Annotated in this window: 19 protein-coding genes and 1 tRNA gene; 10 read left to right on the plus strand and 10 right to left on the minus strand. The window is 72.0% G+C overall.

Annotation, left to right across the window (positions count from 1 at the left end):
- Positions 1-109: 109 nt before the first annotated feature.
- On the plus strand, positions 110-730 hold the full coding sequence (locus tag ACCP09_RS04235) for a L,D-transpeptidase (protein ID WP_433743271.1): 621 nt from the start codon (positions 110-112) through the stop codon (positions 728-730).
- Here the strand turns inward: ACCP09_RS04235 and ACCP09_RS04240 are convergent.
- Both ACCP09_RS04240 and ACCP09_RS04245 read right to left on the minus strand, forming a co-directional pair.
- Complete coding sequence (locus ACCP09_RS04240; RefSeq protein ID WP_433743273.1) at positions 727-3,021, minus strand: response regulator transcription factor; 2,295 nt, start codon at positions 3,019-3,021, stop codon at positions 727-729. The two genes, ACCP09_RS04235 and ACCP09_RS04240, sit on opposite strands and share 4 nt — an antisense overlap.
- Positions 3,018-4,178: an Hsp70 family protein gene (locus ACCP09_RS04245; protein WP_433743275.1), complete on the minus strand. Its 1,161-nt coding sequence runs from the start codon at positions 4,176-4,178 to the stop codon at positions 3,018-3,020. The genes ACCP09_RS04240 and ACCP09_RS04245 overlap by 4 nt, the downstream gene beginning before the upstream one ends.
- A gap of 226 nt (positions 4,179-4,404) precedes the next feature.
- Here ACCP09_RS04245 and ACCP09_RS04250 point away from each other — a divergent pair, with 226 nt between their 5' ends.
- From ACCP09_RS04250 to ACCP09_RS04260, 3 genes are all read left to right on the plus strand, one after another.
- On the plus strand, positions 4,405-6,480 hold the full coding sequence (locus tag ACCP09_RS04250) for an IniB N-terminal domain-containing protein (RefSeq protein ID WP_433743277.1): 2,076 nt from the start codon (positions 4,405-4,407) through the stop codon (positions 6,478-6,480).
- A 109-nt stretch (positions 6,481-6,589) separates the two neighbouring features.
- The gene (locus tag ACCP09_RS04255; RefSeq protein ID WP_027932965.1) at positions 6,590-8,389 is read left to right on the plus strand and encodes a dynamin family protein; all 1,800 of its coding nucleotides are present in this window, start codon (positions 6,590-6,592) and stop codon (positions 8,387-8,389) included.
- The gene (locus ACCP09_RS04260) at positions 8,386-9,633 is read left to right on the plus strand and encodes a hypothetical protein (protein WP_378362491.1); all 1,248 of its coding nucleotides are present in this window, start codon (positions 8,386-8,388) and stop codon (positions 9,631-9,633) included. The genes ACCP09_RS04255 and ACCP09_RS04260 overlap by 4 nt, the downstream gene beginning before the upstream one ends.
- 257 nt (positions 9,634-9,890) lie before the next feature.
- Here the strand turns inward: ACCP09_RS04260 and ACCP09_RS04265 are convergent, their stop codons facing one another.
- Positions 9,891-11,081: an aKG-HExxH-type peptide beta-hydroxylase gene (locus tag ACCP09_RS04265; protein WP_433743280.1), complete on the minus strand. Its 1,191-nt coding sequence runs from the start codon at positions 11,079-11,081 to the stop codon at positions 9,891-9,893.
- A 195-nt stretch (positions 11,082-11,276) separates the two neighbouring features.
- Positions 11,277-11,435, minus strand: a complete 159-nt coding sequence (locus ACCP09_RS04270; protein WP_167344615.1) for a hypothetical protein — start codon at positions 11,433-11,435, stop codon at positions 11,277-11,279.
- Between the two features lie 201 nt (positions 11,436-11,636).
- Here ACCP09_RS04270 and ACCP09_RS04275 point away from each other — a divergent pair, with 201 nt between their 5' ends.
- The 3 genes from ACCP09_RS04275 (at position 11,637) to ACCP09_RS04285 (ending at position 14,770) form a co-directional block, all read left to right on the plus strand.
- A complete protein-coding gene (locus tag ACCP09_RS04275; protein ID WP_433743282.1) occupies positions 11,637-12,413 on the plus strand; it encodes a FadR/GntR family transcriptional regulator in 777 nt (258 codons plus the stop codon).
- An 84-nt stretch (positions 12,414-12,497) separates the two neighbouring features.
- Positions 12,498-13,691, plus strand: coding sequence for a hypothetical protein (locus tag ACCP09_RS04280; protein WP_228684984.1), 1,194 nt, complete (start codon positions 12,498-12,500; stop codon positions 13,689-13,691).
- A complete protein-coding gene (locus ACCP09_RS04285) occupies positions 13,688-14,770 on the plus strand; it encodes a hypothetical protein (RefSeq protein WP_433743285.1) in 1,083 nt (360 codons plus the stop codon). The genes ACCP09_RS04280 and ACCP09_RS04285 overlap by 4 nt, the downstream gene beginning before the upstream one ends.
- 33 nt (positions 14,771-14,803) lie before the next feature.
- On the opposite strand, the gene ACCP09_RS04290 is transcribed toward ACCP09_RS04285, so the two are convergent.
- The 3 genes from ACCP09_RS04290 to ACCP09_RS04300 all read right to left on the minus strand — a co-directional run bounded on the left by ACCP09_RS04290 (position 14,804) and on the right by ACCP09_RS04300 (position 15,869).
- Entirely contained in the window at positions 14,804-15,193 is a 390-nt protein-coding gene (locus tag ACCP09_RS04290) for a barstar family protein (RefSeq protein ID WP_433743287.1), read from the minus strand.
- Between the two features lie 106 nt (positions 15,194-15,299).
- Positions 15,300-15,384 (minus strand) — tRNA-Ser (locus ACCP09_RS04295).
- 20 nt (positions 15,385-15,404) lie between these two features.
- Positions 15,405-15,869 (minus strand): MarR family winged helix-turn-helix transcriptional regulator, encoded by a 465-nt coding sequence (locus ACCP09_RS04300; RefSeq protein WP_123684235.1) that lies wholly within the window; start codon positions 15,867-15,869, stop codon positions 15,405-15,407.
- Positions 15,870-16,344: 475 nt separating this feature from the next.
- Between ACCP09_RS04300 and ypfJ the strand changes: the two genes are divergently transcribed.
- Positions 16,345-17,256 (plus strand): KPN_02809 family neutral zinc metallopeptidase, encoded by a 912-nt coding sequence (ypfJ, locus tag ACCP09_RS04305; RefSeq protein ID WP_378334546.1) that lies wholly within the window; start codon positions 16,345-16,347, stop codon positions 17,254-17,256.
- A 53-nt stretch (positions 17,257-17,309) separates the two neighbouring features.
- On the opposite strand, the gene ACCP09_RS04310 is transcribed toward ypfJ, so the two are convergent.
- A complete protein-coding gene (locus ACCP09_RS04310; protein WP_433743290.1) occupies positions 17,310-18,791 on the minus strand; it encodes a M28 family metallopeptidase in 1,482 nt (493 codons plus the stop codon).
- A gap of 75 nt (positions 18,792-18,866) precedes the next feature.
- On the opposite strand from ACCP09_RS04310, the gene ACCP09_RS04315 reads away from it, so the two are divergent.
- The gene (locus ACCP09_RS04315; RefSeq protein WP_378334544.1) at positions 18,867-19,844 is read left to right on the plus strand and encodes an NAD(P)H-quinone oxidoreductase; all 978 of its coding nucleotides are present in this window, start codon (positions 18,867-18,869) and stop codon (positions 19,842-19,844) included.
- On the opposite strand, the gene ACCP09_RS04320 is transcribed toward ACCP09_RS04315, so the two are convergent.
- Positions 19,841-21,040: a cysteine desulfurase-like protein gene (locus ACCP09_RS04320; RefSeq protein WP_400983572.1), complete on the minus strand. Its 1,200-nt coding sequence runs from the start codon at positions 21,038-21,040 to the stop codon at positions 19,841-19,843. The two genes, ACCP09_RS04315 and ACCP09_RS04320, sit on opposite strands and share 4 nt — an antisense overlap.
- Before the next feature lie 122 nt (positions 21,041-21,162).
- On the opposite strand from ACCP09_RS04320, the gene ACCP09_RS04325 reads away from it, so the two are divergent.
- Entirely contained in the window at positions 21,163-21,717 is a 555-nt protein-coding gene (locus ACCP09_RS04325) for a bacterial proteasome activator family protein (RefSeq protein WP_433743293.1), read from the plus strand.
- Positions 21,718-21,736: 19 nt separating this feature from the next.
- Here the strand turns inward: ACCP09_RS04325 and ACCP09_RS04330 are convergent, their stop codons facing one another.
- Complete coding sequence (locus tag ACCP09_RS04330) at positions 21,737-23,338, minus strand: hypothetical protein (RefSeq protein WP_433743295.1); 1,602 nt, start codon at positions 23,336-23,338, stop codon at positions 21,737-21,739.
- Positions 23,339-23,425 lie beyond the last annotated feature (87 nt).

Consider the following 23,425-nt stretch of genomic DNA (forward strand, 5'->3'; position numbering starts at 1 on the left):
CAGCGTCCAAACCTGGTGCAACAAGATCGTGACCTGCGGCGCTCAACCACCACCCCGCCGATCACGTCTATCCGCTCGTAGACACCAAACCGAAAAGCTGGGGGATCGAGTGACCGTCAAGAAGATGGTGCTGGCCGCGGCGGCTGTGGCCGCCGCGCTGGTGCTCACGGCCTGTGGGAACGCCGCCGAGCAGGCCGCGGACGTGCAGCAGGTTGCCGCGACCACCGCTGCCCCCACCACGAGCGCGCCGCCCGCGATCACCACCTCGGCTGCGCCCTCGCCGGCCACCAGCAGCTCCACGCCTGCGCCATCGACCAGCTCGAAGACCTCCACCTCGAAGAAGACCACCAGCACGACGACCAAGGCGAAGGCCGCCCCGGCGGGCGTGCCCTGCTCGGCCACCGTCGACGCGTGCGTGGACCTCTCGGCGAAGAAGGCGTGGCTCCTCAGCGACGGCGAAGTCGTCTACGGCCCGGTCCAGATCATGCCCGGCTCGGCGGGCAACCCGACCCCCGTCGGCACCTTCCGCGTCTCCGGGAAGGTCAAGGACTACCACAGCCGCGAGTTCGACGCCCCCATGCCGTACTCGGTCTTCTTCCAGCCCGGCATCGCCTTCCACCAGGGCAGCCTCAGCAAGTACTCGCACGGCTGCATCCACCTGTCGCCCAGCGCGTCGCAGAAGTTCTTCGGCACCCTGGCATCCGGGGACACCGTGCAGGTCCTCCGCTAGGACGCCACCTGCACGATCTCCCGCAGCTCGGCCAGCAGCTCGCCACGGCTGCCGGCGCCCAGGCGCTGGCGCATCCGTGCCATGTGGTGCTCGACCGTCTTCGCCGAGATGAACAGGCGATCACCGATCTGCTTGTACGTCAGCCCGGCGACCACGAGCTCCGCGACCTGCCGCTCCCGCTCGCTCAGCCGCACCCCGCCCGTGTGCTCCACCGCCTCCCGGCCCGGCCGGCCCTGGAGCACACGGGCACAGTCCAGCAGCGTCACCATCGCCTTCCGGTCCGACGTCCGGATCGCCGCCTGCCCGGCCAGCCGCGCGCCGTCCCAGCACAGGCCGACCCCGTGCAGGTCCCGCGCCGCCGTCTCGACCGCCACGGCGTCGACCTCGCCGCCCAGCACCTCCAGCCAGCACTGCGCCGCGCGGGCGATCGTCGCGAAGTACGGGCCCGCCGACGCCGCCTCCGACAACGCCGCGGCGTGCGCGGCCGCCTCCTCCGGCTGCTCCGCGATCACCGCCGCGTGCAGGCCGCTCCAATGCAACGCGCTCGCCCACAACGGCGGATTCCCCAGCCCGGCCAGCAACTCCCGCGCCTGCCGCAGGTGCGGCGCCAGCCGGTCCCGCTCCCCCAGCCGCGCCGCCGCCACCTCGAACTCCCCGAACGGCAGGAACGTGAACATGTCCACCGGGTGGCGGACCACCGCCTCGCGCGCCTGGATCCAGATCCGCCGCAACCCGGCCAGATCGCTCGACCGGCGCGCCAGCCCGACCCGCAACCCGACCGCGAACAACCAGTCCCGCGGCGACAACTGCTCCCCCGCCGACCGCAACTGCGCGGTCGCGCCCTCCTCGTCGCCACGCAGCATCGCGATCCACGCCAGCAGCAACCGGTGCCGCGGCACCAGCACCCCCGACGACACCGCCCGCTCCAGCAACGGCTCCGCGATCGCCGCCTCACCCGAGTGCAACGCCACCAGCGCGCCCAGCGCCGCCGGGCTGTCCGGCAGCAGCACCCGGTCCGACACCGGCTCCAGCATCTCCGCCGAACGGATCAAAGTGGACAGTGCCACCGTCGGTTGGTCCGTCACCGACTCCAGGACACCACGAGCCGCCGAGGACACCGCACCCGCGAGCAGCGTCGGCGGACCGTCCACAGCGGACTTGCCGAGCAGCTTCTCCGCCTCCGCCAGCCGCCCGGACCCGGTCAGGCCGATCACCGCGAAACAGCGCGCCGCAGCCGTGTCGGACCACTGGAACAGCTCCGCGCTGCGCGCCAGCTGGCCCCGGTGCGCCAGCGCCGCGCCCGCGACCTGCGCCCCCTCGGCCCGGTCCACCGCGTCGTCCGCGGCGATCACCTGGTCGGCCAGCTGCAGGGCCGTGTCGAAGTCCCCGGTCCGCGCGACCGCCTCCGCCCAGCGCGTGCCCACCGCCGCCGTCGGCCGCCCGGCCCGCACGGCCGCCTCGTACAACCGCGCGGCCAGCGCCGGATCGCCTGCCGCCTCGCCCGCGGCCACCTCGAACGCCGTCGCGACGTCCGCCCCGGTCACGCCCGTCCCGATCAGCGGCCGGACCAGGCTCAGCACCGGCCCGCTGCGGTCGAGCTGCCGCCGGATCAGCCGCAGCCGCAACGCGATCCGCCGGTCCGCGGGCACCAGCTCACGCAGGGCGCGCGCGGCGACCGGCAGCAACCGGCCGTCCGGCCCGAGGTACCCGGTCGCGCGCACCGCTTCGACCGTCGACGCGGGCAGCTTCAACGCGGCGAGCAGGTCCGGATCGGCCCCGGCCTCGACCGCGAGCAGGTAGCACAGCGAATCCTCACCGGCCTGGTCCAGCTCGTGCCGGAACGCCGCGACCAGCTCACCGTCGCCACCGGCCAGCAGGCGCACGAACCCCGGCACGCCACCGGTCTGCGCCAGCACCGTGTCGACCGCCATCGGCCGCCCGGCCCTGGCCAGGAACGTCTCCGTCCGCAGCCGGTCGAACGGACGCAGCACCAGCTGCCCGGTCAGACGGCCGAGCACCTGGTTCAGCGCGGACGGCCGCGGGTGGGGGCGCGCCGCGATGACGAGACCGGCCGACTCGTCGTCGAGCTGACGGGCCACTTCGGACAGTTCGGCGTCGGTGAGCAGGTGGGCGTCGTCGACCAGCCGTACGCCGGGGGCGCCGGCGAGGTGGTCGAGCACGGCGGTTTTGCCGTAGCCGCCGGGGGCCACGATCGCGAGGCGGACCGGCGCGAGCTGACCGGATTTGATCGCCGCGCAGACCCGCTCGGTGGGTTCGTCCAGCAGGATCACTCGTCGTCCTCGCTTCGGGAGCCGCCGCGGCGGGAGGGCGCGAACCGGCGACGGGGCGGTTCGAGCGGGGTCAGTACGACGGGCGGCCGCGGCGGAACGGGTTCGTCGTCGTACACGTCTTCGGGTTCCAGGTCGGGGAAGCCGGTCACCTTGGGCACGAGCGCGGTCGACTCGACCGCTGCGCCTTCCACGAGCCGCGCGACCAGCGCCGCCCCGCGCGCGACCGCGGACGCCGGCTCGGGCTCGGCGACCACCCGGCCGCCGGTCAGCCCGGCGACCAGCTCGGTGAGCAGCGGGACCGCCGCCGTGCCGCCGACCAGCAGCACGACGCTCAGCCGTTCGTACCGGCGCAGCGGTTCGAGCGTCGCGAGCAGGTTCGCCCGCACCAGCCGGTCGAACTCCGCGCGCGTCACCCGTACCGGCCCGATCTCGGTCTCGGGCAGCGCCGACAGCCGCTCCTTCGCCTCCGCGCACACCAGCCGCAACGCCGACGGCGCGACGTCGCCGCAACGCTCGCGGACGTGCTCGAACAGCAGGTCGTCGAGCGTCTTCCCGGCCGTCGGCTCGGCCGGTTCGGCGTGCGTGACCAGGTCGAACGTCGTGGATCCACGGCGCAGCACGGCGAAATCCGCGTGCTCGCCGCCGATCCGGCACACCCCGACGAGCGTCTGCGGGTCGATCCGCTCACGCGCGAGGTGCCCCTCCGCGGCGGCGACCGGCGTCGGCAACAGCATCGCGGGCGGCAACCCGGCCGCGGCCAGCGCATCCAGCAGCAGCTTGCGCCGGTAGGTGCCCCAGGACGGCGGGTGCGTGATCGCGATGCGCTCGGCGGGCTCGCCCTCGTCGGCGGCGACCTGGTCGACGACCCACCCCGCGACCGCGGCCGTGAGCGCCTCGGCCGTGTACAGCTCGTCACCGAGGAGGAACGGAACGTCGTCGCCGACCCGGCGCAAGAAACCACGCGCCACCCGGTCGGGTTCCACGACCGAGCGCCGAACCGCCTCCGCGCCGACCGACACCGTCGCGTCCGGGGCGACGTGCACGACCGACTCGACGGCGGGCACGACCACCGGCTCCGACCAGCGTTCGCCCACGTCACGGCACACGGCAGCGGCGATGCCGGTGCTGCCGATGTCGATGCCGAGAACGTGACGCATAGGGGTTGAATCCTCACTCACGGGGTCGCCCCTTCGTACCAAAGTCGCCCGTTGGGGTCACATCCCCTAATCCCCTAACCGGTTGCCCCGATGGCCTCGCCGAAGGTTGCGGACCGATCCCCGATGCCGCGGTAACGGAACGGTCACTAGCTTCAGCCAAGGCGTCCTGCGGTGCACCCTGGACGCCTTGTCCGTTTTCACCCCCCGAGATCCGCGGAGATATTCCTTGTCTCTCCCCGCCCAGAACCTGCACGAGTTCGTGCTCACCCTGCTGAACGACGAGGCTGCCCGGTCGGCGTTCGCCGCCGACCCGACCAGCGCGCTCGCCGCCGCCGGCTTGAGCGACGTCACGCCGCAGGACATCCAGGAAGTCGCCCCGCTGGTCGCCGACTACGCGCCCGCGCCGCTGGCCGACGCCCTGTCCGCGCTGCCGCTGGACGCCGACGTGACCGACCTGCAGGGCGCCATCGCCCAGCTGCAGGCCGTCGCGGACGCGGCCGACGCGCTGCCGGTCGAGGCCCCCGAGCTGCCCCTGGACGTCCCGGCCCGCGCCGACCTGCCCGTCGACGCCCCGGCCCTGCCGGTCGACACGTCCGCGTTGCCGCTCGGCGAGGAGCTGCTGGGCGGCCCGACCGCCCAGGTGCTGCCCGAGCTCGGCGACCTGCCGGTGGAGCTGCCCGCTCTGGGTGACCTGCCGCTGGGCGACCTGCCGCTGGACGTCCCCGCCGTCGACGGCCTGCCGCTCGACGTCCCGGCCCGCCAGGACCTGCCGGTCAACGCGCTGCCGGTGGACCAGCTGCCGCTGGACGCGCTGCCCACGGACAGCCTGCCCACCGACGCGCTGCCGGTCGAGCTGCCCGAGCTGGGTGACATCCCGGTCGAGCTGCCCGAGCTGAGCGACCTGCCGCTCCAGCCGCCCGCCGTCGACGGCCTCCCGCTGGACGCCCGCAACGACCTGCCGACCGAGGCGCTCACCGGCGCGGCCCCCGAGCTGGGCGAGCTGCCGGTCGGGCTGCCCGAGGTCGAGGGCCTGCAGGGCTCGCTGCCCGGGCTCCCGGTCCAGCTGCCCGCCCTGGGTGAGCTGCCCTCCCTGCCGACCGTGGGCGCCGAGCGCGCCGACGTGCCGAGCGAGCTGACCGCCCTGCCGGTCGACGGGAGCGGCCTGCCCCTCGACACCAGCGCGCTGCCCCTCGACGCCGGTTCCCTGCCGGTGGGCACCGAGGACGTCGCCGCCCTCGGCGAGGCCGTCGGCCTGACCGAGCTGCCGGAGACGGGCGACCTGCCCGTCGACCTCGACACGCTGGGCTCGCTGCCGGTGGCCGCCCCGTCGCTGGGCGACAAGCCGTTCACCGCTCCCGACCTGGACATCCCGGCCGTCGGCCGCGTGGACACCGCCAGCGCGGGCTCCGAGGACGGCTACGCCACCACCGTGTCCTACGAGGGCGAGCTGGCCGAGGGCGCCGCCGCGGCCGCCGCCGCCCAGGAAGGCGCCGGTGTCGCCGGCACCGCGGGCACCCCGGCGGGCGCCTTCATCGGCAGCGCCGCCGGCAGCACCGAGGGCTTCACCGGCGGCCTCGCCGTCGAGAACAACGAGGGTGAGCTGCAGGGCGGCCTGACCGCTGGTGAGGACGCCGTCCTCGCGGGCGCCCGCACCGACTCGGCCCTGGGCACCTACACCCTCGGCGTGGACGGCACCCCCGCCGACCTGCCCGCCGACGTGCCGAGCTTCGACGAGGCTGGCGACCTGGCCGGTTCGCTCGACTCGGACGTCCTCGGCCGCGCCGAGCCCGCCGCCGGCACGATCGCCGACTACATCTCGATCGGCGGTGACCTGGTCGGCGGCGGTGTCGCGCAGAACTCGGCCACCCTCGGCGAGTACCTGACGCTGGGTGGCGCGCAGACCGGTGACCTGGTCGCCAACGCGGGCGCCCAGGCAGGCACCGCGATCTCCGACGGTGGCCACCAGGCCGCGGACCTCGCCTCCGACCTGCCCGCCGCCCCCGGCGTGCCGACCGTGCTGCCCGCCGCCGTCCCGGCCGAGATCCCGGCCGAGGCGCCCGGCGACCTGCCGGTCCACTTCGGCGCCGAGCTGCCGCAGGGCCTGCCGCACCTGCCGGTCGCGAACCCGCTGCCGGAGGTCACCGGCAACGTCGAGCACGCGCTGACCACGGACCCGGTCAAGGAGGTCGTCTCCGTGACCGACAGCCCGCTGGTCGACACGCTCGGCCCGCTCAACCACGCGCCGCTGCCCGAGGCCGCCGACCTCGACAACCTGCACGGCGACCTGCCCCTGGGGCACTGACCGGTAGCCGCAACGGCGCGGCTACCACTCACCGATGAAGCGGCGGGGTTCGTCTCAGAACGGACCCCGCCGCTTCACGTTTTGGTCACGACACGGCACACTCCTCCGCGTGCTCGCACCACCCTGGCTCGACGTACTGGACGACACCGCCCACGTCTGCGCCACCCAACGGCGCCCGGACCTGGCCGATCGCATCCGCAGACGCAGAGCCCAGCTGCTCGACGAGAAGCTGCGGGTCGTCGTGATCGGCGAGACCGGCCAGGGCAAGAGCCAGCTGGTGAACGCGCTGGTCAACGCGCCGGTGTGCGCGGTCGGCGAGGACGCCACGACCACGGTCCCGGCCGTCGTGACGCACGCCGAGAAGCCGACGGCGGCCGTCGTCACGGCCGGTCCGCGGGCCATCGAAGGCCCGGCGCGGCAGCCGGTGCCGGTGGAGTCGGTGACCGGCCAGGCCAATCGGGAAGCGGTCGCAGTGAGCGGTCCACCGGTCGTCCGGGCCGAGGTGGGCCTGCCTCGCGCGCTGCTGGCCGGCGGGCTGGCGCTGGTCGACACGCCGCCGCGGGCGGCGATGGAGACCGTCGATTCGGCGGACGCCGTGCTGATGGCCACCGACGCGACGAGCGAGCTGTCGGCGTCGGAGATCCAGCTGCTCGAGCAGGTCGTCCGGCTGTGCCCGACGGTGCTCGTGGTGCTCACCAAGATCGACCTGGTGCCCGGGTGGCGGACGGTCGCGCAGCGCAACCGCAACCGGCTGGACCAGCGCGGGCTGATGGCGTCGCTGATCCCGGTTTCCGCGGCGCTGCGGCTGGCCGCGGCCCGCACCGGCGACCAGGCCCTGAACGCCGAGTCCGGGTTCGGTGAGCTGGTCAAGTGCCTGCACCAGGACCTGCCCGGCCAGGCGGACCTGCTGGCCCGGCGCTCGGTCGCCGCCCTCAGCACGACCACCGTCGAGGCGCTGCAGAACGAGCTGACCGAGGAGTTCGCCGCGACGCAGCAGCCGGACAACGGCGACGCGGTCGCGCGGTGGCACGCCGCCGGGCGGCGCCTGGAGAAGCTGCAGCGGGACGCGAACCGCTGGCAGACGCTGCTGTCCGACGAGGTGTCCGACCTGATCTCGGACGTCGAGTTCGACCTGCGCGACCGGACGCGCAAGATCCTGGTCGAGGTCGACGAGTACTTCGAAACCGCCGACCCGGCGAAGACGTGGCCCGAGTTCGAGGAGTGGCTGCGGGAGAACCTGACCACGGTCGCGGAGACGAACTCGGAGTGGCTGCTCGACCGGTTCGAGTGGATCGCCCGCAAGATCGCGCGGCAGGTCGCGCCACACCGCGAGGACGCGCTGCCCGACTCGCTGCCGCGCGAGGTGCCCGGTGACGCGATCGGCGACCTGCGGATGCCGCGGGTCGAGCGGTTCGGCGTGGGGCAGAAGCTGTTCGTCGGGATGCGCGGGTCCTACAGCGGTCTGCTGATGTTCGGCCTCGCGACCACCATCGCGGGCCTGCCGCTGATCAACCCGATCTCGCTCGGCGCTGGTGCCGCCTTCGGCGCGAAGAGCGTCTTCGAGGAGCGCGGCAACCGGCTCAAGCGGCGCCAGCATGCCGCGAAGACCGCCGCGCACCGGTACGTCGACGACTTCTTCCTGCGCTACGGCAAGCACAGCAAGGACACCGCGCGGCAGATCCACCGCGCGCTGCGCGACCGGCTGAACGGCGTCGCCGACGAGCTGCGCGGCGAGATCACGGCGACCGCGAAGACGTTCAAGCAGGCCATCGACGATGACACGACCCGCCGCACGGTCCGGGCGAACGAGATCCGCCGGATGATGGAGGAGCTGAACGTGCTGCGCCGCCGCGCCCAGGCCCTGGCCACCCCGGCGCAGCTGCCCGCCCAGCGGGGGATCACCGCGTGAGCCTGGCCGCGAGGACGCACGCGGTCCTGCAGGAGGCCCTCGACGTCTACCAGGACAGCCCGCGGGCGACGAGCTGGCTGCAGCGCCAGCTCACCCGGTTCGACGACCCGCTGCGGCTGGCGGTGGTGGGGCCGCGGGGATCGGGTCGGTCGACGCTGCTCGCCGCGCTGGCCGGCGAGCAGCCGCAGGGCGAGATGACCTGGTTCCGCACCTCACCGGGGCGGTCGCAGGACGAGCTGATGCTGATGGACACGCCGGCGATCGACGGCGGCGCGGCGCCCAGCACGATCGAGGGGATCTGCATGGACGCCGACGCGGTCCTCTACCTCGTGCGGCGCCCGTCCGGAGCCGACCTGTCCTTCCTGCACACGCTGCAGGACCACCCGGTCGCGCGGGCGGCGGCGGTCAACGCGCTGATCGTGTTGTCGCGGGCGGACGAACTCGGCGGCGGCCGGGTGGACGCCGTCATCTCGGCCCGGCAGGTCGCGCGCCGGTACCGGGTCGCGCCGGAGGTCGCCGGGCTGTGCCAGGACGTCGTGCCGGTGGCCGGCTTGCCCGCGCTGGCGGCGCGCACCCTGACCGAGCCGGAGTTCGCGGTGCTGCGCGCGCTCGCCGCCGTGCCGCGGGAGGAGCTGGAGCCGCGGCTGCTGTCGGCGGACCGGTTCGCGGCGGCGGAGTTCCCGGCGCCGGTGGCCGCGTCCGACCGCGCCGCGCTGCTCGCGCGGTTCGGGATCTTCGGCGTGCGGCTGGCGATGACGTTGATCCGCCGCGGCGCGGACACGTTGCCCGCGCTGGCCGGTCAGCTCGTGCCACGCAGCGGCCTGGCCGACCTGCGCGAGGCGATCGACGGGTACTTCGTGGCGCGGCGGGACGTGCTCAAGGCGCGGTCGGCGTTGATCGGGCTGGAAGTGGTGCTGCGCATGGAACCGCGCCCCGCCGCGGCCGGGCTGGCCGCCGAACTCGAGCGGTTGCTGGCGGGCGCCCACGATTTCCGGGAGCTGCGGCTGGTGGCCGCGCTGCAAACCGGACGGACGTCTTTTTCGGCGGAGCTGAAAGCGGAAGCCCTGAGATTGCTCGGTGCCGGCGGAACTTCACGAGCCGCGCGGCTCGGGCCGGACCAGGTGTTGCCCGCGGTGCGCCGGTGGCGGGACCAGGCGGAGAACCCGGAGCTGAGCGCCGGGGAGCGTCGCGCCGCGGCAGTCGTGTTGCGCAGCTGCGAAGCGATGGCGAACGGGACGATCTGAGGCCGTTCGTCACGAGGCTGTGGGCTCGCCTGGTTGACGAGCCCGGCCGGTTCAGTCGTCGTTGGAGTCGGCGGGCTTGAGGTAGGCGGTGCCGCCCTGCGGCATGCGGCGGAAGAAGTCCACACGAGCGATCGGCTGGCCGTAAGGCTGGCGGCCGATCACGGGATTCACCGGAGAACCAACCACGTCCGGGCGGTTCGCCGCCGATTCTCCGCGCCGGTTCTCCTGTTCCCGGCGGGGATCCCACAGCACTGACATCAGTTTCCTTTCCGATGTGTTGATCCGTCCGAAGAGGACGGTACTCCCCCCGCCCCGGCCGCACGAACGACGGTCGCTTCACACAAGGCGGCGAGCACCGGCCGCAAGCCGGATTCGATTTCCGCGAGGGATAACCCGGAGGGCGCACGGCTAAGCCGCACGACCAGGTCTGCCGCATCCCCGTCGAGCCAATGCAGTTCCGGTGGGTCGCCGGGCCTGCCGGCGAGCACTCTGCCGGTGGTCTCCATCCGGGCGATCCGCAGCAGCGGGTCCAGCGTGTAGTAGCCAGGCGGCACCGGACGGGTGACGGGTTGGACCGTGGCCGGTTCGTCCTCATCACACAACAGGGTGTGCAGCAGCCACCTGGCGTCGAATTCCAGCGTTTCCTCCGCACCGCGCAACCAGTGGCCTATTTCGGTTGCCCGCGCGCGGGCGTGGCGAAGTAGCGAATTCGAGCCGAATTCGGTTTCCTCGCCGCTTGCCCGGACGTCTTCGGCGAATTGCGCCAGGCACGCGTAGGCGTGGAAGGCGGCGACGGCCTGCTCCACCGGCCACACCGCCGCCGACCAGGACGGCCGGAAGGTGCGCTCCTCGGCCGCGTCCGCGCCGAGGAAGTTCCGCGTGACGGCCAGGTCGAAGAACTTCTGGTGCGCGCCCTCGTGGATGAGGGCCTCGGCGACCTCGTGGGCCGAGGCGGGCCGGTCGATGAGGACCAGCCCCGGGAAGAGCCGGGACGACGCCGAAATCAACCCGCCGGACGTGGCCGGGTCGAGGACCACGAGGAGATCGACGTGCGCCAGGAGGTCGTCGGCGAGGGCCGGACTCACCTCGCGAACCTTGTCCAGTCCCGCCCTGACGACGGCAAGGACCTCATCGTCCCCGGTCAGCACGCGCGGCGGACGACCGCCGGAGAGGCTCTGCGCGTGGATGACGCGCAGAGCCTCCCCGAGGACGGCGTCGGCGCGATCCGCGGTGGCCAGTTTCACCGTGGCAGGCCCCGCCCGTAGTTCGGTCACGACGGATTCGAGGTCGTCGGCGGGGTCGGGTGCGATCGGACGCCGCCCCGCCAGCGCTTCGCCGACCTGGAAGCGGAACAGTGGACTGTCGAGTTGCTCCGTGGGCACCGGGGCGTATCCCGGGAGCAGCAGTTCGACACCAAGCCGGTACAACGCCCGGCGCTCCTCGAGCACCGCATGGGCGGGCGCCAGTGCCGCGTGAACGGCCGTGGCGTCCGGCCAAGCAGATCTGGAATACATCCGTGCGCGCGGCTTCCACTAGAAGGAGGACCAGCCTCTGGACCGCGCGAGAGTACAACCACGCCCGGGCGCACTCGCAACGGGTCGTCTTGTCAGACAACAGACGCCACATGCGGGTCTGAATTCCGGTCAGACCCCGGTCCCCAGGAAAGAAACCACCTGAGCGAGACCGAAAACCGCGAGGACGAAACCCGCCGTCACGGTCATCACGAGCACCGTCCGCCAGCCGATCATGGTGATCGCCATGACTACCAAGAAGATGACAATCAGAAGGTTCTGCGAGCCCACTGCCAACACCTCCACTCGTGTCCGCCCCGGTCGCCGGCTCCCGACGGATCCGGCTCCCGCTTCGGGCAACCCCAGGATCCCGGCGTTGTATGTTGTCTGTCAAGTGACAGCTTGTTGACAGACAACTTGCGTCTGTCATCAGTTCTTGTTACGGTCGACGAATGCTCGGGGACCCCCGTTGAGCTAGGTGAGAGGTTGACGATGGATGACGAGAGCTGGGCTCTCTCACCGAACGCCCGCAAGCCCCTGCCCGAACTGATCGAGGACAAGATCAGGGCGCTCATCACCAACGGCACCTTCCGTGCCGGTGACCGGCTCCCCACCGAACCCGAGCTGGCGCAGAAGATGGCCGTCGCGCGCAGTTCCCTGCGCACCGCCCTGCAGCGCCTGCAACTCCAGGGCGTCGTCGAGGTCATGCGCGGACGCGGCTGGTACGTGCGCTCCACCGACGTGGCCGAACGGGACGAGCCGCTGCTGTTCGACCGCCGCGTGAGCGACTCCGACCTCCTGGAGGTCCGGATCGCGCTGGAGACCACCGCCGCCAGTCTCGCCGCGCTGCGGGCCAGCCAGGGCGAACTCGACGACATCGCCAAGCTGGCCAAGCTGCACCAGGCCGCCTCGGTCAACGACAAGGACGAGCTGCTGCGGACCGACGAGGACTTCCACGGGGCCGTCGTGCGGGCCAGCCACAACGAACTGCTCGACCAGCTGTACCGCTCCCTCGTGCCGCAGCTCCGGTCCTACCGGCGCAACAGCTACAGCAGCGCCGAAGTGCACGTCCGCTCGGCGAACGACCACAACCAGGTGTCCTGGTTCCTCAAACGGCGGGACGAGGCCGGCGCGCGAGCGGCCATGACCACGCACCTGCTCGGCCTCTACAACGACCTGGCCACGCAAACCGGAATGCCGGTCGAGGAGCGCGCCGGCTTGACGAACTACGCGCTGGAGGACGAGCCGAGCTGGCAGCAGAACCGGTAAGCCAGCGCCGGATTTAATCCGATCGGGCCTATCGCCCCGGTCCGCCGTCCGCCGATCATGGTGCTTCGATCGGGCGGAGAGGCAGTGACGACTGGGGACGCGGGCCGGGGCGGGGACGGCCCTCCACCTCCCGTGACCGGCCGCCGCCCCAGCCGGTTCGGCTTCCTGCTGACCGCGGTCGGCCTCGTGCTCCTGCTCGCCGGCCTCGTCTGGCCGTCCTCCGGGAGCTGGGCGGCCGCGGCACACCGGTTCCTCCTCGCCGCCTCGCCGGGGTTCCTCGTCACCGGTCTGGCGATCGTCGCCTACGAGGCCTTCGTCCACCACCGCCTGCTGTCCGAGATCGTCCGGCTCGCGGGGCCGCGCATCGTCGAGGCACTGCTCCCGCAGCAGGTCATGAACGCCTTCCTGACCTCGGTCTACGGCGAGAACGAAGCCAATCGCGATGTACTGGTTGGTGTCCTCGGCGGCGAGGGCAGGCGACCGATGGGCACCGACCTCGCGGTCAGCACGCACACCGAAGTCGACCTCGAGCTGCGCGCGGTGGACCACGAGCAGTACCACCTGACGGTCACCACGACGTACAGCTTCAAGAAGAACGTGGCGGTGGACCGCTTCGTCATCTTCGCCACGTGCAGCACGCTGCTGCGGGACTCGATCAGCTCGGGCTGCCAGCTGCCGCTGTTCGAGCTGTGGTTCATCCCGGACGAAGACATCTTCCAGAACTCGGTGGAGGACATGCTGCCCTCGGTCCGGCTCGGCATCGAGTATCTCGACGACCGGGGCACCCACCACCTGGCGTCGTCGGACAAGCTCCGGCTCCGCGAGGTCAAGTACGACCGGTGGGCCGACTACCTGTCGTTCTTCCGCGAGGACATGGGCGCGCTGCGGCGCCAGAGCACGCGCGACTACCTGGGCGCCCTGCGGATCTTCGAGTGCGATCTGAGCGACCTCGCCGAGGACGAGCACGAGGTCCAGTCGATCGAACGCCTCACTCTGCGGTCCACCACGCTCCAGCAGATCGGCGACGGCTACTGCTACTGGCACGCCCCCTACCCGTGCTACGTGGACCGCATCCGGATCGACGCCGCCGACCTGGACATCGATCGCACCGGCACCTGGGCGTTCCGCGTCGCGCCCTTCATGTTCCGGTCGGACAACGTGTCCGAGAAGTGGCTCAAGGCTGACGAGCTGACGACCATCGAGGTCCGCTCCTGGTTGCTGCTCGGGCACGGCGTGGCGCTGCTGTGGCGCCCCGGCGGCCAGTGGGAGCTGCCGTGACGCGTGGGCAGCTGGCCTCCGGGATGGCCGCCGCAGCGGTCGCCGCCCTGGTCGCGGTCCTGCTGTGGGAGCCGACCTCCGCCTGGCAGATCGTCGCGCACGGTGTTCTGACAGTGGTGTGGACGCTGCTGGGGCTGGGCGCGGTCGTCCTCGTCGGCTATCGGCGCGGGCTGCGCAGGCGGTTGTCGGACGACCTCCGGCGGCTGTCCGGGCCCGGCATCGTGGACTCGATGTCGCCGAAACAGCTGCTCGACGTGCTGCTCTCGTCGATCTACGGCCGCAACGACGCCAACCACGACGTCGTGACCGGTCTGCTCGGCAGGCATCTCACGGTCAGCACGCACACCGAGGTCGACCTCGAACTGAGCGCGTTGAACCACGAGTTGTACGAGCTCCGGTACACCTGCGCGTACCGATTCCGTCGGCCGCTGACGACGAGCAGGTTCATGCTCGTCATGACCTCCGACGCCGGAATCAGGGATTCCATCGTCGCCGGGATCGACCTGCCGCTGTTCGAACTGTGGTTCTTCTCCGAGCGGGCCGGTTTCGACAACGCCTCGGACCGCACGATCGCCTCGGTCCGCCTCTCGTTCGACTACCGGGACCTGGACGGGAACCGCCGCACTTCACAAGCCCGGCACCCGGAGTTCCGGGAGGTTCCGGCCCGCCTCCTGGCGCAGTACCTGAGGCCGGACCTGCGACGTCGGCTGGACCTGCCGTCCACGAAGGTGCGGGTGTTCGAGTGCGATCTCAGCCAGCCGGCGGGTCGGCAGGTGCGGTCGATCGAACGGCTCGAGCTGAAGGTGGCCGGGCCGCAGCACATCAACGACGGCTACTGCTATTGGCAGCCACCGTTTCCGTGCTACGTGGAGCAGGTGCGAGTGGATGCCGGCGCGCTGAACGTCGACGGCCTGGCCAAGTGGCAGTTTCGGACGGTGCCGTTCACCTTCCGGTCGGGTTCGTCGGTGGCGGAATGGCTGCCTGCGACCACCCGGACCGCGCTCGACATCGAATCCTGGCTGCTGCCCGGGCACGGAGTCGCGGTGCTGTGGCGCCCGGCGCAGGAGGCGGAGGGCTGATCCCCAACGGCTGCGGGATCGCTGGATCCCGGTCTACCGAAGCAGCAGTACTCCGGGGGCGCGTTCCTCGAAGATCTGCACCAGCCAGTCGAACACGGTGGGACCACGACCCGCGCGGGCAGCCTCCAGATCAGCACGAACCACCGGCCGGTTCGTCGGGTGGCACCGAGCCAACCGCTGCTCCAGCTGGCGCACTGTCTCCGCGTATCCCAGCAAGTCGCGGGAGATGGCGTGGTCACGCCACTCGACGACGAAGTCGTCAGCGTCCGGATACCCGGGTCCGCCGCTGAGACAGTCGGCGAAGGCATCGAGGTTCCGCCCGAAGTACTGGCGCCCTTCTCCATCGAAGGCATCCATGATCGCCTGCCAGAAGTCCTCCAGCGTCCGGATCTGGGCGCCGTCCAGCACATACCGGGTCGTCACGACCCGACCATACGTCGATCACGGTCGCTCGCTCGAAATGAGACCAGGGCGCATGCCGCGGCACCGGTGAAGATGCCCGCCGCAGCGAACGCCCTGGTCACAGGCGCGGAAGCGGAGGGATTTGAACCCCCGGTCGGTTGCCCGACGCTCGCTTTCAAGGCGAGTGCATTCGGCCGCTCTGCCACGCTTCCCTTGGGCTCAGGGTAGCGGCTCAGCCGCCCAGGCCTTCGAGGTGTTCGTCGACCCGGGAGAAGACCCTGGCGAGCACCGACTGCTCCTCCGGGGTCATCAAATCGATCAGGTGGGCCCGCACGCCCTCCACGTGCGTGGGCGCCGCCTCCTTCAGCAGCGCCTCGCCGCCCGGGGTCAGTTCCGCCACCACGCCCCGCTTGTCTTCCGGGTCCGGCGCCCGGCGCGCCAGGCCCGCGGCCTCCATGCGGGCTATCTGGTGCGACAGCCGGCTCTTCGTCGATCCCATCCTGGTCGCCAGCTCGGACATCCGCATCCGCCGCTCCGGCGCCATCTCCAGGCACACCAGCACCTCGTAGTCCGTCAGGGACACGTCGTGCGCGGCGGCCAGCTCCCGGTGCAGCCGCTGGCGGAGCCGCAGCGTGGCGACGATGTACGCGCGCCACGCCGACATCTCCGGCTCGCTCAGCCAGCGGACTTCAGCCATGCCCGGAACAGTAGCCGGGAACCGCGATTACCAACCAACGAGGGACGGCGCGCCGGTTGAGGATTCGCGCGCACAGGCGCATGCTTGGAGACAACGGTGGATCGGTCACCGGACCGGGGACGCACTACCCGGGTGTGGCCCGTCGGGCCGTCCGCCGGGAGAGGGTCAGGTGGTTCAATGACGAGAAGTTCCTCGCGGTTGACTACCGGATGCAGCTGTGGACCCACAGCCGGGATGCGGTGAACCCAGTCCGGCTGTGACTGTGAGCAGCACGGGTTTCCATCTCGATGCGCCTCGACCATCGCTTGCGCACATCGGCGAACTCGAGCCTGCTTCAGTGCGGTCTCCGTGTCCGCACAGCAGAGTTCCTCGCCGGCCCGCGACGTGGTCAGCCGCTGATTACAATTGACAACCTCGGTAATCCTGGGTGCGGACTCGCGGAGTCCGCACCCAGGCTTTTGTGAGGGAGTACGCGGTGAGGTTTGACGAAGGCGCCGGGCTGGACACGTCCGAGGTCGACGACCTCCGCGGCGGCGGTGGGGGCATCGGGAGCCGGGTGGCGCTCGGCGGCGGCGGGCTCGGCATCGTCGGCGTGATCATCTACTTCGTGCTCTCCCAGATCGGCGGGGTCAGCCCGAGCGGCGCGGGCAGCCTCGGCGAACTCGGCGCCGGTCAGCAGGTCAGCAACGGCTCCCTGGCGCAGGAGTGCCGCACCGGCGCGGACGCCAACTCCAACCACGACTGCGCGATCGTCGCCATCGTCAACTCCATCCAGGACTATTGGAGCGACCAGTTCGCCCGCTCCGGCCGCACCTACCGCACCGCGCAGACGAACTTCTTCAGCGGCGGCGTGCGCACCGGCTGCGGCAGCGCCACCTCCGACGTCGGCCCGTTCTACTGCCCCGCCGACTCCGAGGTCTACATCGACCTGTCCTTCTACCAGGAGCTGCGCACCCGCTTCGGCGCGGAGGGCGGCACGTTCGCCGAGGCCTACGTGCTCGCGCACGAGTACGGCCACCACGTGCAGAACCTGCTCGGCACGTCCCGGCGCGTCGGTAACGAGTCGGGGCCGACCTCGGGTTCCGTGCGGCTCGAACTGCAGGCCGACTGCTACGCCGGCGTGTGGGCCAACCACGCGACGACTACGCCGTCGTCGACCGGGCGGCCGCTGATCAGCGAGGTCACCCAGGACGACATCGACCGCGCGCTGGACACCGCGTCCCGCATCGGCGACGACTACATCCAGTCCAACCTCGGCGGCGGACAGGTCGACGAGTCCCAGTTCACCCACGGCACGTCCGCGCAGCGGGAACGGTGGTTCACCACCGGGTTCCAGACCGGGGACCCCGCCCGGTGCGACACCTTCGGGACCAACAACCTGGGCTGACGCGCCCGGACGAGTGTGCTCCGCCCGGCCGACCGCCGGGCGGAGCACACTCGTCAAGCCGCGGCCAGCGCCCTCGCCTCACCCGCGGGAGCGCGGTGCGGCTTCACCGCCGCCTTACCGGGCGCGACCCCGTTGACCGACTCCGTGCTCAGCGCGAACGTGCCCAGCGTCCAGGCGATCGCGTCCGCGTTGCGGTCCAGCGCCACCCGGTCGACATTGCCGAGGTTGTCGCACGCCTGGTGGTAGCACGGGTCGAACGCGACGCCGGCCTGGCCGCCCCACTTCGCAGCCTGCTCGAGGGTTTTCGCGTCCTCCGCGCCCGTGAACAGCCCGCCCGCGGGGATGCCCACCGCGATGAACTCGCCGTAGTCCGAGCGGCCGTCGAAGTCCGTGCCCTCCGTCGGCACACCACGCGCGTTCAGGTACCCGGTCAGCTCGGCCTCGATCTGCGCCGAGCCGTACGGGCCGGGGCCCGCGCCCTCCCCGTCGGAATCGTCGCCGTCGTAAGCGAAGTACGCCGCGTTCGGCGAGCCGATCATGTCGAAGTTCAGGTACAGCGCGATGTCCAGCTGCTGCTCGAAACTCAGCGAATCGACGTAGTGCGTGGAGCCGACCAGGCCGAACTCCTCGGCGCTCCACCACGCGAACCGCACCGCGTTCTCGACCTTCGGCTTTCCGCCGAGCTGCAACGCGATCTCCAGCAGCGCCGCCGAACCGGTGCCGTTGTCGTTGATGCCCGGGCCCTCCGGCACGCTGTCCAGGTGTGCGCCGGCCATCACGACGTTGTCCTTGCGGCCGGTCTTCGTTTCGGCGATGACGTTGTAGGACGTGCGCGGCTCCTGGAACTCACGCAGGTCCAGCGTGACCGTGGCGCCGTTCTGGCCGGAAAGCGCTTGCCCGTCGGCCTGCGAGATGCCGCCCGTCGGGATCCGCGCGGCCGCCGGGTCGCCCAGGGTGCCGTTGAGCGGGCCGGCCTCGTTGTTGTAGATGATCGCCGCGACCGCTCCCGCGTCCGCGGCGGCCGCCTGCTTCTGCGCGAACGGGCACCCGCCGCGCGACACCAGGACGATCCGGCCGGCCACTCCGGTGTAGTCCGTGACCTCACAACCGGGCGTGGCGTCGACCGGCACCACGGCCAGTGGAGCGGTGATCCCGCCCTCCGGGGTGGACGCCGTGTACGTCATGACGGTGATCGGCACGTCGGCACCGCCGACCGTCAGCTTCTCCTCGATCGTCTCGGTGAAGATGAACGGGAACTCCTGCCGCGTCACCGAATACCCGGCGGCTTCGAGCTTGCCCGCGATGTACTCGGCGGAGGCTGCGTGCCCGTCGGTGCCGGCGGCGCGGTTGCCGTCGTTGCGGTCGGCGATGCGCTGCAACGCGATCAGGTGCCGATTGATGGCGCCCACATCGGTCTTCTTGACGAGCTGGTCGGGTAACTGGGCGGGGGCTGCGGTCGCGGCCGGGGTGACGGCCGTCGCGAGCGCGGCGGTCAGCACCAGGGCGGCAAAGGATCTCTTTGGCCGAAGTGACATGGGCAGTCACTTTTGTCCCGATTCGCGTGGAGGTCAATCGTGCATTCGGTGTACCCCGGCAATAGGGTCGGGCACATGCATGCGATCAAGCTCCGTGAACCCGGCGGCCCGGACAACCTGGAGTGGGTCGAGGTTCCCGACCCGCGGCCGGGCCCCGGCGAGGTCCTGCTCGACGTCGCGGCGAGCGCGGTGAACCGGGCCGATCTGCTGCAGCGCCAGGGCAACTACCCGCCGCCGCCCGGGGCGAGCGACATCCTCGGGCTCGAATGCTCGGGCACGGTCGCCGAGCTCGGCGAGGGCGTCCAGGGCTGGCAGGTCGGCGACGAGGTGTGCGCGCTGCTGGCCGGCGGCGGTTACGCCGAACGCGTCGTCGTGCCGGCCGGTCAGCTGCTGCCGGTGCCCGGCGAGGTCGACCTCATCACCAGCGCCGGCCTGCCCGAGGTGGCCTGCACCGTGTGGTCGAACGTGGTGATGCACGCGAACCTGGCCGAGGGCGAGGTGCTGCTTGTGCACGGCGGCGCCGGCGGCATCGGCACGCACGCGATCCAGGTCGGCAAGGCGCTCGGCGCGACGGTCGCGGTCACCGCGGGCTCGGCCGACCGGCTGGACCGCTGCCGCCAGCTCGGCGCCGACATCGCGATCAACTACAAGGAGCAGGACTTCGTCGAGGTCCTCCGCGACGAGACCGGCGGCGCCGACGTCATCCTCGACAACATGGGCGCGAAGTACCTGGACCGCAACGTCAGCGCGCTGAAGACGAACGGCCGCCTGGTGATCATCGGGATGCAGGGCGGCGTCAAGGGCGAGCTGAACATCGGCAAGCTGATGACCAAGCGCGCCAGCGTCGCCGGGACCACCCTGCGGGCGCGGCCGGTCGACGACAAGGCCCGGATCGTCGCGGACGTGCGGGAACGGCTGTGGCCGCTGGTCGCGGAGGGCGCGGTCCGGCCGGTGATCGGTCAGGTCGTGCCGATGTCCGAGGCGGGCAAGGCGCACCAGGCCCTGGAGGAAGGCGGCGTGTTCGGCAAGGTGCTGCTCTCGGTCCGCGGCTAGCGCAGTTCTTCCAGCACCCGCACCAGCTGGTTGACCTCGAAGACGTTGGAGTAGTGGGCGAGCGCTATCCGCACCGCGCCGCCCACCTCTCCGACGCCGAGCGCGGCGAACACGCCGCTGGTGCCGAGGTCGGCGAACGCGCACAGACCCTGCGAGGCCAGATACTCCGCGACCTCCGGCGCCTTCTTGCCCGTGACGGTGAACGCCAGCGCCGGGATGCGGCGCATCGCGTCGCCGATGACCATGACGTGCCGCAGCGCACGCAGCTCGGTGCTGAGCTGGGCGAGCAGCCCCGCGTGGTACGACTTCGCCGAGCCGAGGGAGGTCACCAGCCGCTCACGGCGGGAGCCGGTGGCCGCGTCGTCCAGGCCGGCGAGGTAGTCGATCGACGCGACGAGCCCGGCGAGCAGCGGGTAAGCGTGCGGGCCGAGCTCCAGCCGGGCGGGGCCGCGGGCGCCCGGGTCGAGCGACGCGGACGGGAGCCGTTCCAGCAGGTCGGGGTCGCGGAAGACGAGCGCGCCGACGGCCGGGCCGCCCCAGGCCTGCGCGGACACCACGAGCACGTCCGCGCCGAGCGCGTTCATGTCGAGCGGCAGGAACGGCGCCGCCGCGGTGGCGTCGACGACCACCAGCGCGCCGACGCGCTTGGCGAACTCGGCGATCGTGGGCACGTCGGGCCGGGTGCCGACCGCGCCCGACGCGGCGGTGACGGCGACCGCCTTCGTGCGGGCGTTGACCAGGTTCTCGTACTGCCAGGCAGGCAGCTCGCAGTTCTCGATGTCGATCTCGGCCCAGCGCACGACCGCGCCGACGCGTTTCGCGCCGTGCGTCCACGGCGCGATGTTGGTCTGCTCGTCCAGGCGCGAGACCACCACCTCGTCGCCCAGCGTCCAGCGCTCGGACAGGGCGTCCACGAGCCGGCGCAACAGCACCGCCGCGCTCGAACCGAGCACGACACCGGCCGGATCGGCACCGACGAGATCGGCCACCGCCCGCCTGGCCGCGGTCACGATGCTCTCCGCGCGCTGGGACGCCGGGAACGCGCCGCCCGGGCCGGAGACCGGGGCACGCATCGCCGTCGACACGGCCGAGGCCACCTGTTCGGGTACCAGCATTCCGGCAGGGCCGTCGAAGTGGATCCAGCCGTCACCCAGCGCGGGGAACAACCCACGAATTCGAGCGACGTCGAACGCCATGGACAACACCGTACGGACGAGTAGTTTCGCAGTGCGTCCGGGGTTGGGCTGTCGCCGACCGCGGGCTGGCGCGAACGCTAGGCTCGAACCCAGCGCGTCGACGAACCAGCCAGGATGGAGCAATGACGGAGCCGAAGTTTTCCGAGTCGCCCTCGCCCGACGAGCAGCCCCACCGCGTGGTCGTGGTGGGCCCGGACGGTTCGCCGGTGGGCACGGCCCGGATCCCGCGGGAGGACGACGAGCAGCAGGAGTCGGTCGGTGACCTCGTCGAAGAGCCGGCGAAGGTCATGCGGATCGGCACCATGATCAAGCAGCTGCTGGAGGAGGTGCGGGCCGCGCCGCTGGACGACGCGAGCCGCGACCGGCTGCGTGAGATCCACCAGACCTCGATCAAGGAGCTGGAGCAGGCGCTCGCGCCGGAGCTGCAGAGCGAGCTGGAGCGGCTGGTGAAGCCGTTCACCGACGGCACCACGCCGTCCGACGCCGAGCTGCGGATCGCGCAGGCCCAGCTGGTCGGGTGGCTGGAGGGCCTGTTCCACGGCATCCAGACGGCGCTGTTCGCGCAGCAGATGGCCGCGCGGGTGCAGCTGGAGCAGATGCGCCGCGGGCTGCCCGCCGGGCGCGGCGGCCAGGAGGGCCAGGCCCCGGGGATCAGCGGGACGGGTCAGTACCTGTAGCGGAGCGCCCGCGCGCGGATCACCGTTCGGCGCGCGGGCAGACCACCACGTCGTCGTTCCTGATCGCCCGCGAGCAGTCGAACCGGCCCTCGACCAGGCCGGCCGCGTCGATCCAGAGCGGCTGGACGACGACGTACCGGACGGACGGGTCGGACAGGCACGCGAGGTTCTCCGCATAGCTGGCCGTGTCCCGCACCGACGGCACGTCCATGCCCCGCCGCAGGTAGGCCGGCGACGGGTAGCGGCACGGCGTCGGGTTGCCCGTGAAGTAGGCGATGTCGCCGAACGCCAGGTAGACCACCGGGGTGTCCGCGCCGATGCGGTCGCGGACGGCCAGCATCTCCTCGGTGAACTTGTGCTCGATGTCGACGCGGCCGGCGTTGGTGTAGTCGGCGTGGACGCCGTCGAACGAGTACGGCGTGGTCGGCAGGATGGGCACCGTCAGAGCGAGCACCCCGACCAGCACCGGCACCGACAGCACCTGCCGTCCGCCGCGGCCGGGTTCGAACGCGCAGGCCAGCGTGGCCGCGACGACCAGGCCGGCGAGCAGCCCGTAGGCGAGCGCGCTGTGCCCGGAGCGCCACGCGTAGGACGCGCCGAGGCACACCCGGGCGGCGAACAACACCACGACCGTCGCCCCGACCAGCGCCCACGGCGGGCGCCCGTGCACGAGCGTCCAGCGCGCCACGGCGAGCGCCCACACCCCCGCGGCCAGCGGGACCCAGGCGGCCAGGTGGAACTGGAACCACTGCCCCTGCACCACGGCCGCACCCAGCACGAGCGCCAGCGCGAGCACCGTCAGCACCGGCCAGGCCCAGCGCCGCCGGGACACGCGCACCAGCACCACCAGGCTCGCCGGCAGCACCGCGACCAGCGGCACGAGCATGGCCTCGTTGGCCACCAACCGCACGATCGAATCGAGGTCGCGGGCCATCCCGTCGTTGAGCAGCCACGCCTCCCGCAGCCACCGCCACTCCCGCGGCGCGAGCAGGCTCAGCCCGAACAGCGCGAGCCCGGACACCGCGGCGGTGATCCCGGCGAGCGCCGCGCGCCGCCGGTCCAGCACGGCGATCACGCCGAGCGCGATCAACGCGGTGGGCAGCGTGGTGTACCCGACCAGCACCCCCAGCGCCAACAGCAGCCCGGCGAGCAGGCCCGACGTCCGCAGCGCGGCCCCGATCGCGGCGGTCCCCAGCACGGCCGCGACCCACTCGGGCTGCAGGAAGTCCCAGTTCGGGGCCAGCGCCAGGGCAAGCCCGACGGCCGCGGCCACCGCCGACGCCTCCCCGGTCGGCAGCCGCCGGCGCAGCCCGGCGCGCAACCACCACGCCGCACCCGCTGTGAGGGCCAGGGCGACCAGCCGGACCAGCCCCTCGCCGACACCGACCGAGCCGACGTCGAGGACGCTCAGCCCCTCGGCCAGCCAGCGGTAGGCCATCGGCCGGTGCACGAACGTGCCGGTGGCGCCGAACGGGCTGACGTCCAGGCCGCCCAGGACGTACCGGACGTCGTGGCCGAGCCCGATCCACGCGGCCGTCAATGCGACCGGCAACGCCGCGACCGCCGCCCACACCCAGCCGCGGATCGGAGTGCGGCGCCGCGGCGCCTCGACAGTGGTCATTCAGCCGCCCTTCCCCACGCCGGCCGTTCCGGTGCGCACCCCGCCTGGTCAACGCGGTCCGCGGCGCCGAGCGACCGGATCACGGGC

The sequence above is a fragment of the Amycolatopsis sp. 3B14 genome, assembly GCF_050958625.1.
In the GTDB taxonomy this organism is placed as follows: Bacteria; Actinomycetota; Actinomycetes; order Mycobacteriales; family Pseudonocardiaceae; genus Amycolatopsis_E; species Amycolatopsis_E thermoflava.

What these genes read in the sequence shown, in the direction of transcription:
- ACCP09_RS04315 (WP_378334544.1), top strand. Translation starts at nt 18,867, where the DNA reads ATGCATGCGATCAAGCTCCGTGAACCCGGCGGCCCGGACAACCTGGAG.
- ACCP09_RS04300 (WP_123684235.1), bottom strand. Translation starts at nt 15,869, where the DNA reads ATGGCTGAAGTCCGCTGGCTGAGCGAGCCGGAGATGTCGGCGTGGCGC.
- ACCP09_RS04320 (WP_400983572.1), bottom strand. Translation starts at nt 21,040, where the DNA reads ATGGCGTTCGACGTCGCTCGAATTCGTGGGTTGTTCCCCGCGCTGGGT.
- ACCP09_RS04330 (WP_433743295.1), bottom strand. Translation starts at nt 23,338, where the DNA reads ATGACCACTGTCGAGGCGCCGCGGCGCCGCACTCCGATCCGCGGCTGG.
- ACCP09_RS04275 (WP_433743282.1), top strand. Translation starts at nt 11,637, where the DNA reads ATGGATGACGAGAGCTGGGCTCTCTCACCGAACGCCCGCAAGCCCCTG.
- ACCP09_RS04325 (WP_433743293.1), top strand. Translation starts at nt 21,163, where the DNA reads ATGACGGAGCCGAAGTTTTCCGAGTCGCCCTCGCCCGACGAGCAGCCC.
- ACCP09_RS04310 (WP_433743290.1), bottom strand. Translation starts at nt 18,791, where the DNA reads ATGTCACTTCGGCCAAAGAGATCCTTTGCCGCCCTGGTGCTGACCGCC.
- ACCP09_RS04245 (WP_433743275.1), bottom strand. Translation starts at nt 4,178, where the DNA reads ATGCGTCACGTTCTCGGCATCGACATCGGCAGCACCGGCATCGCCGCT.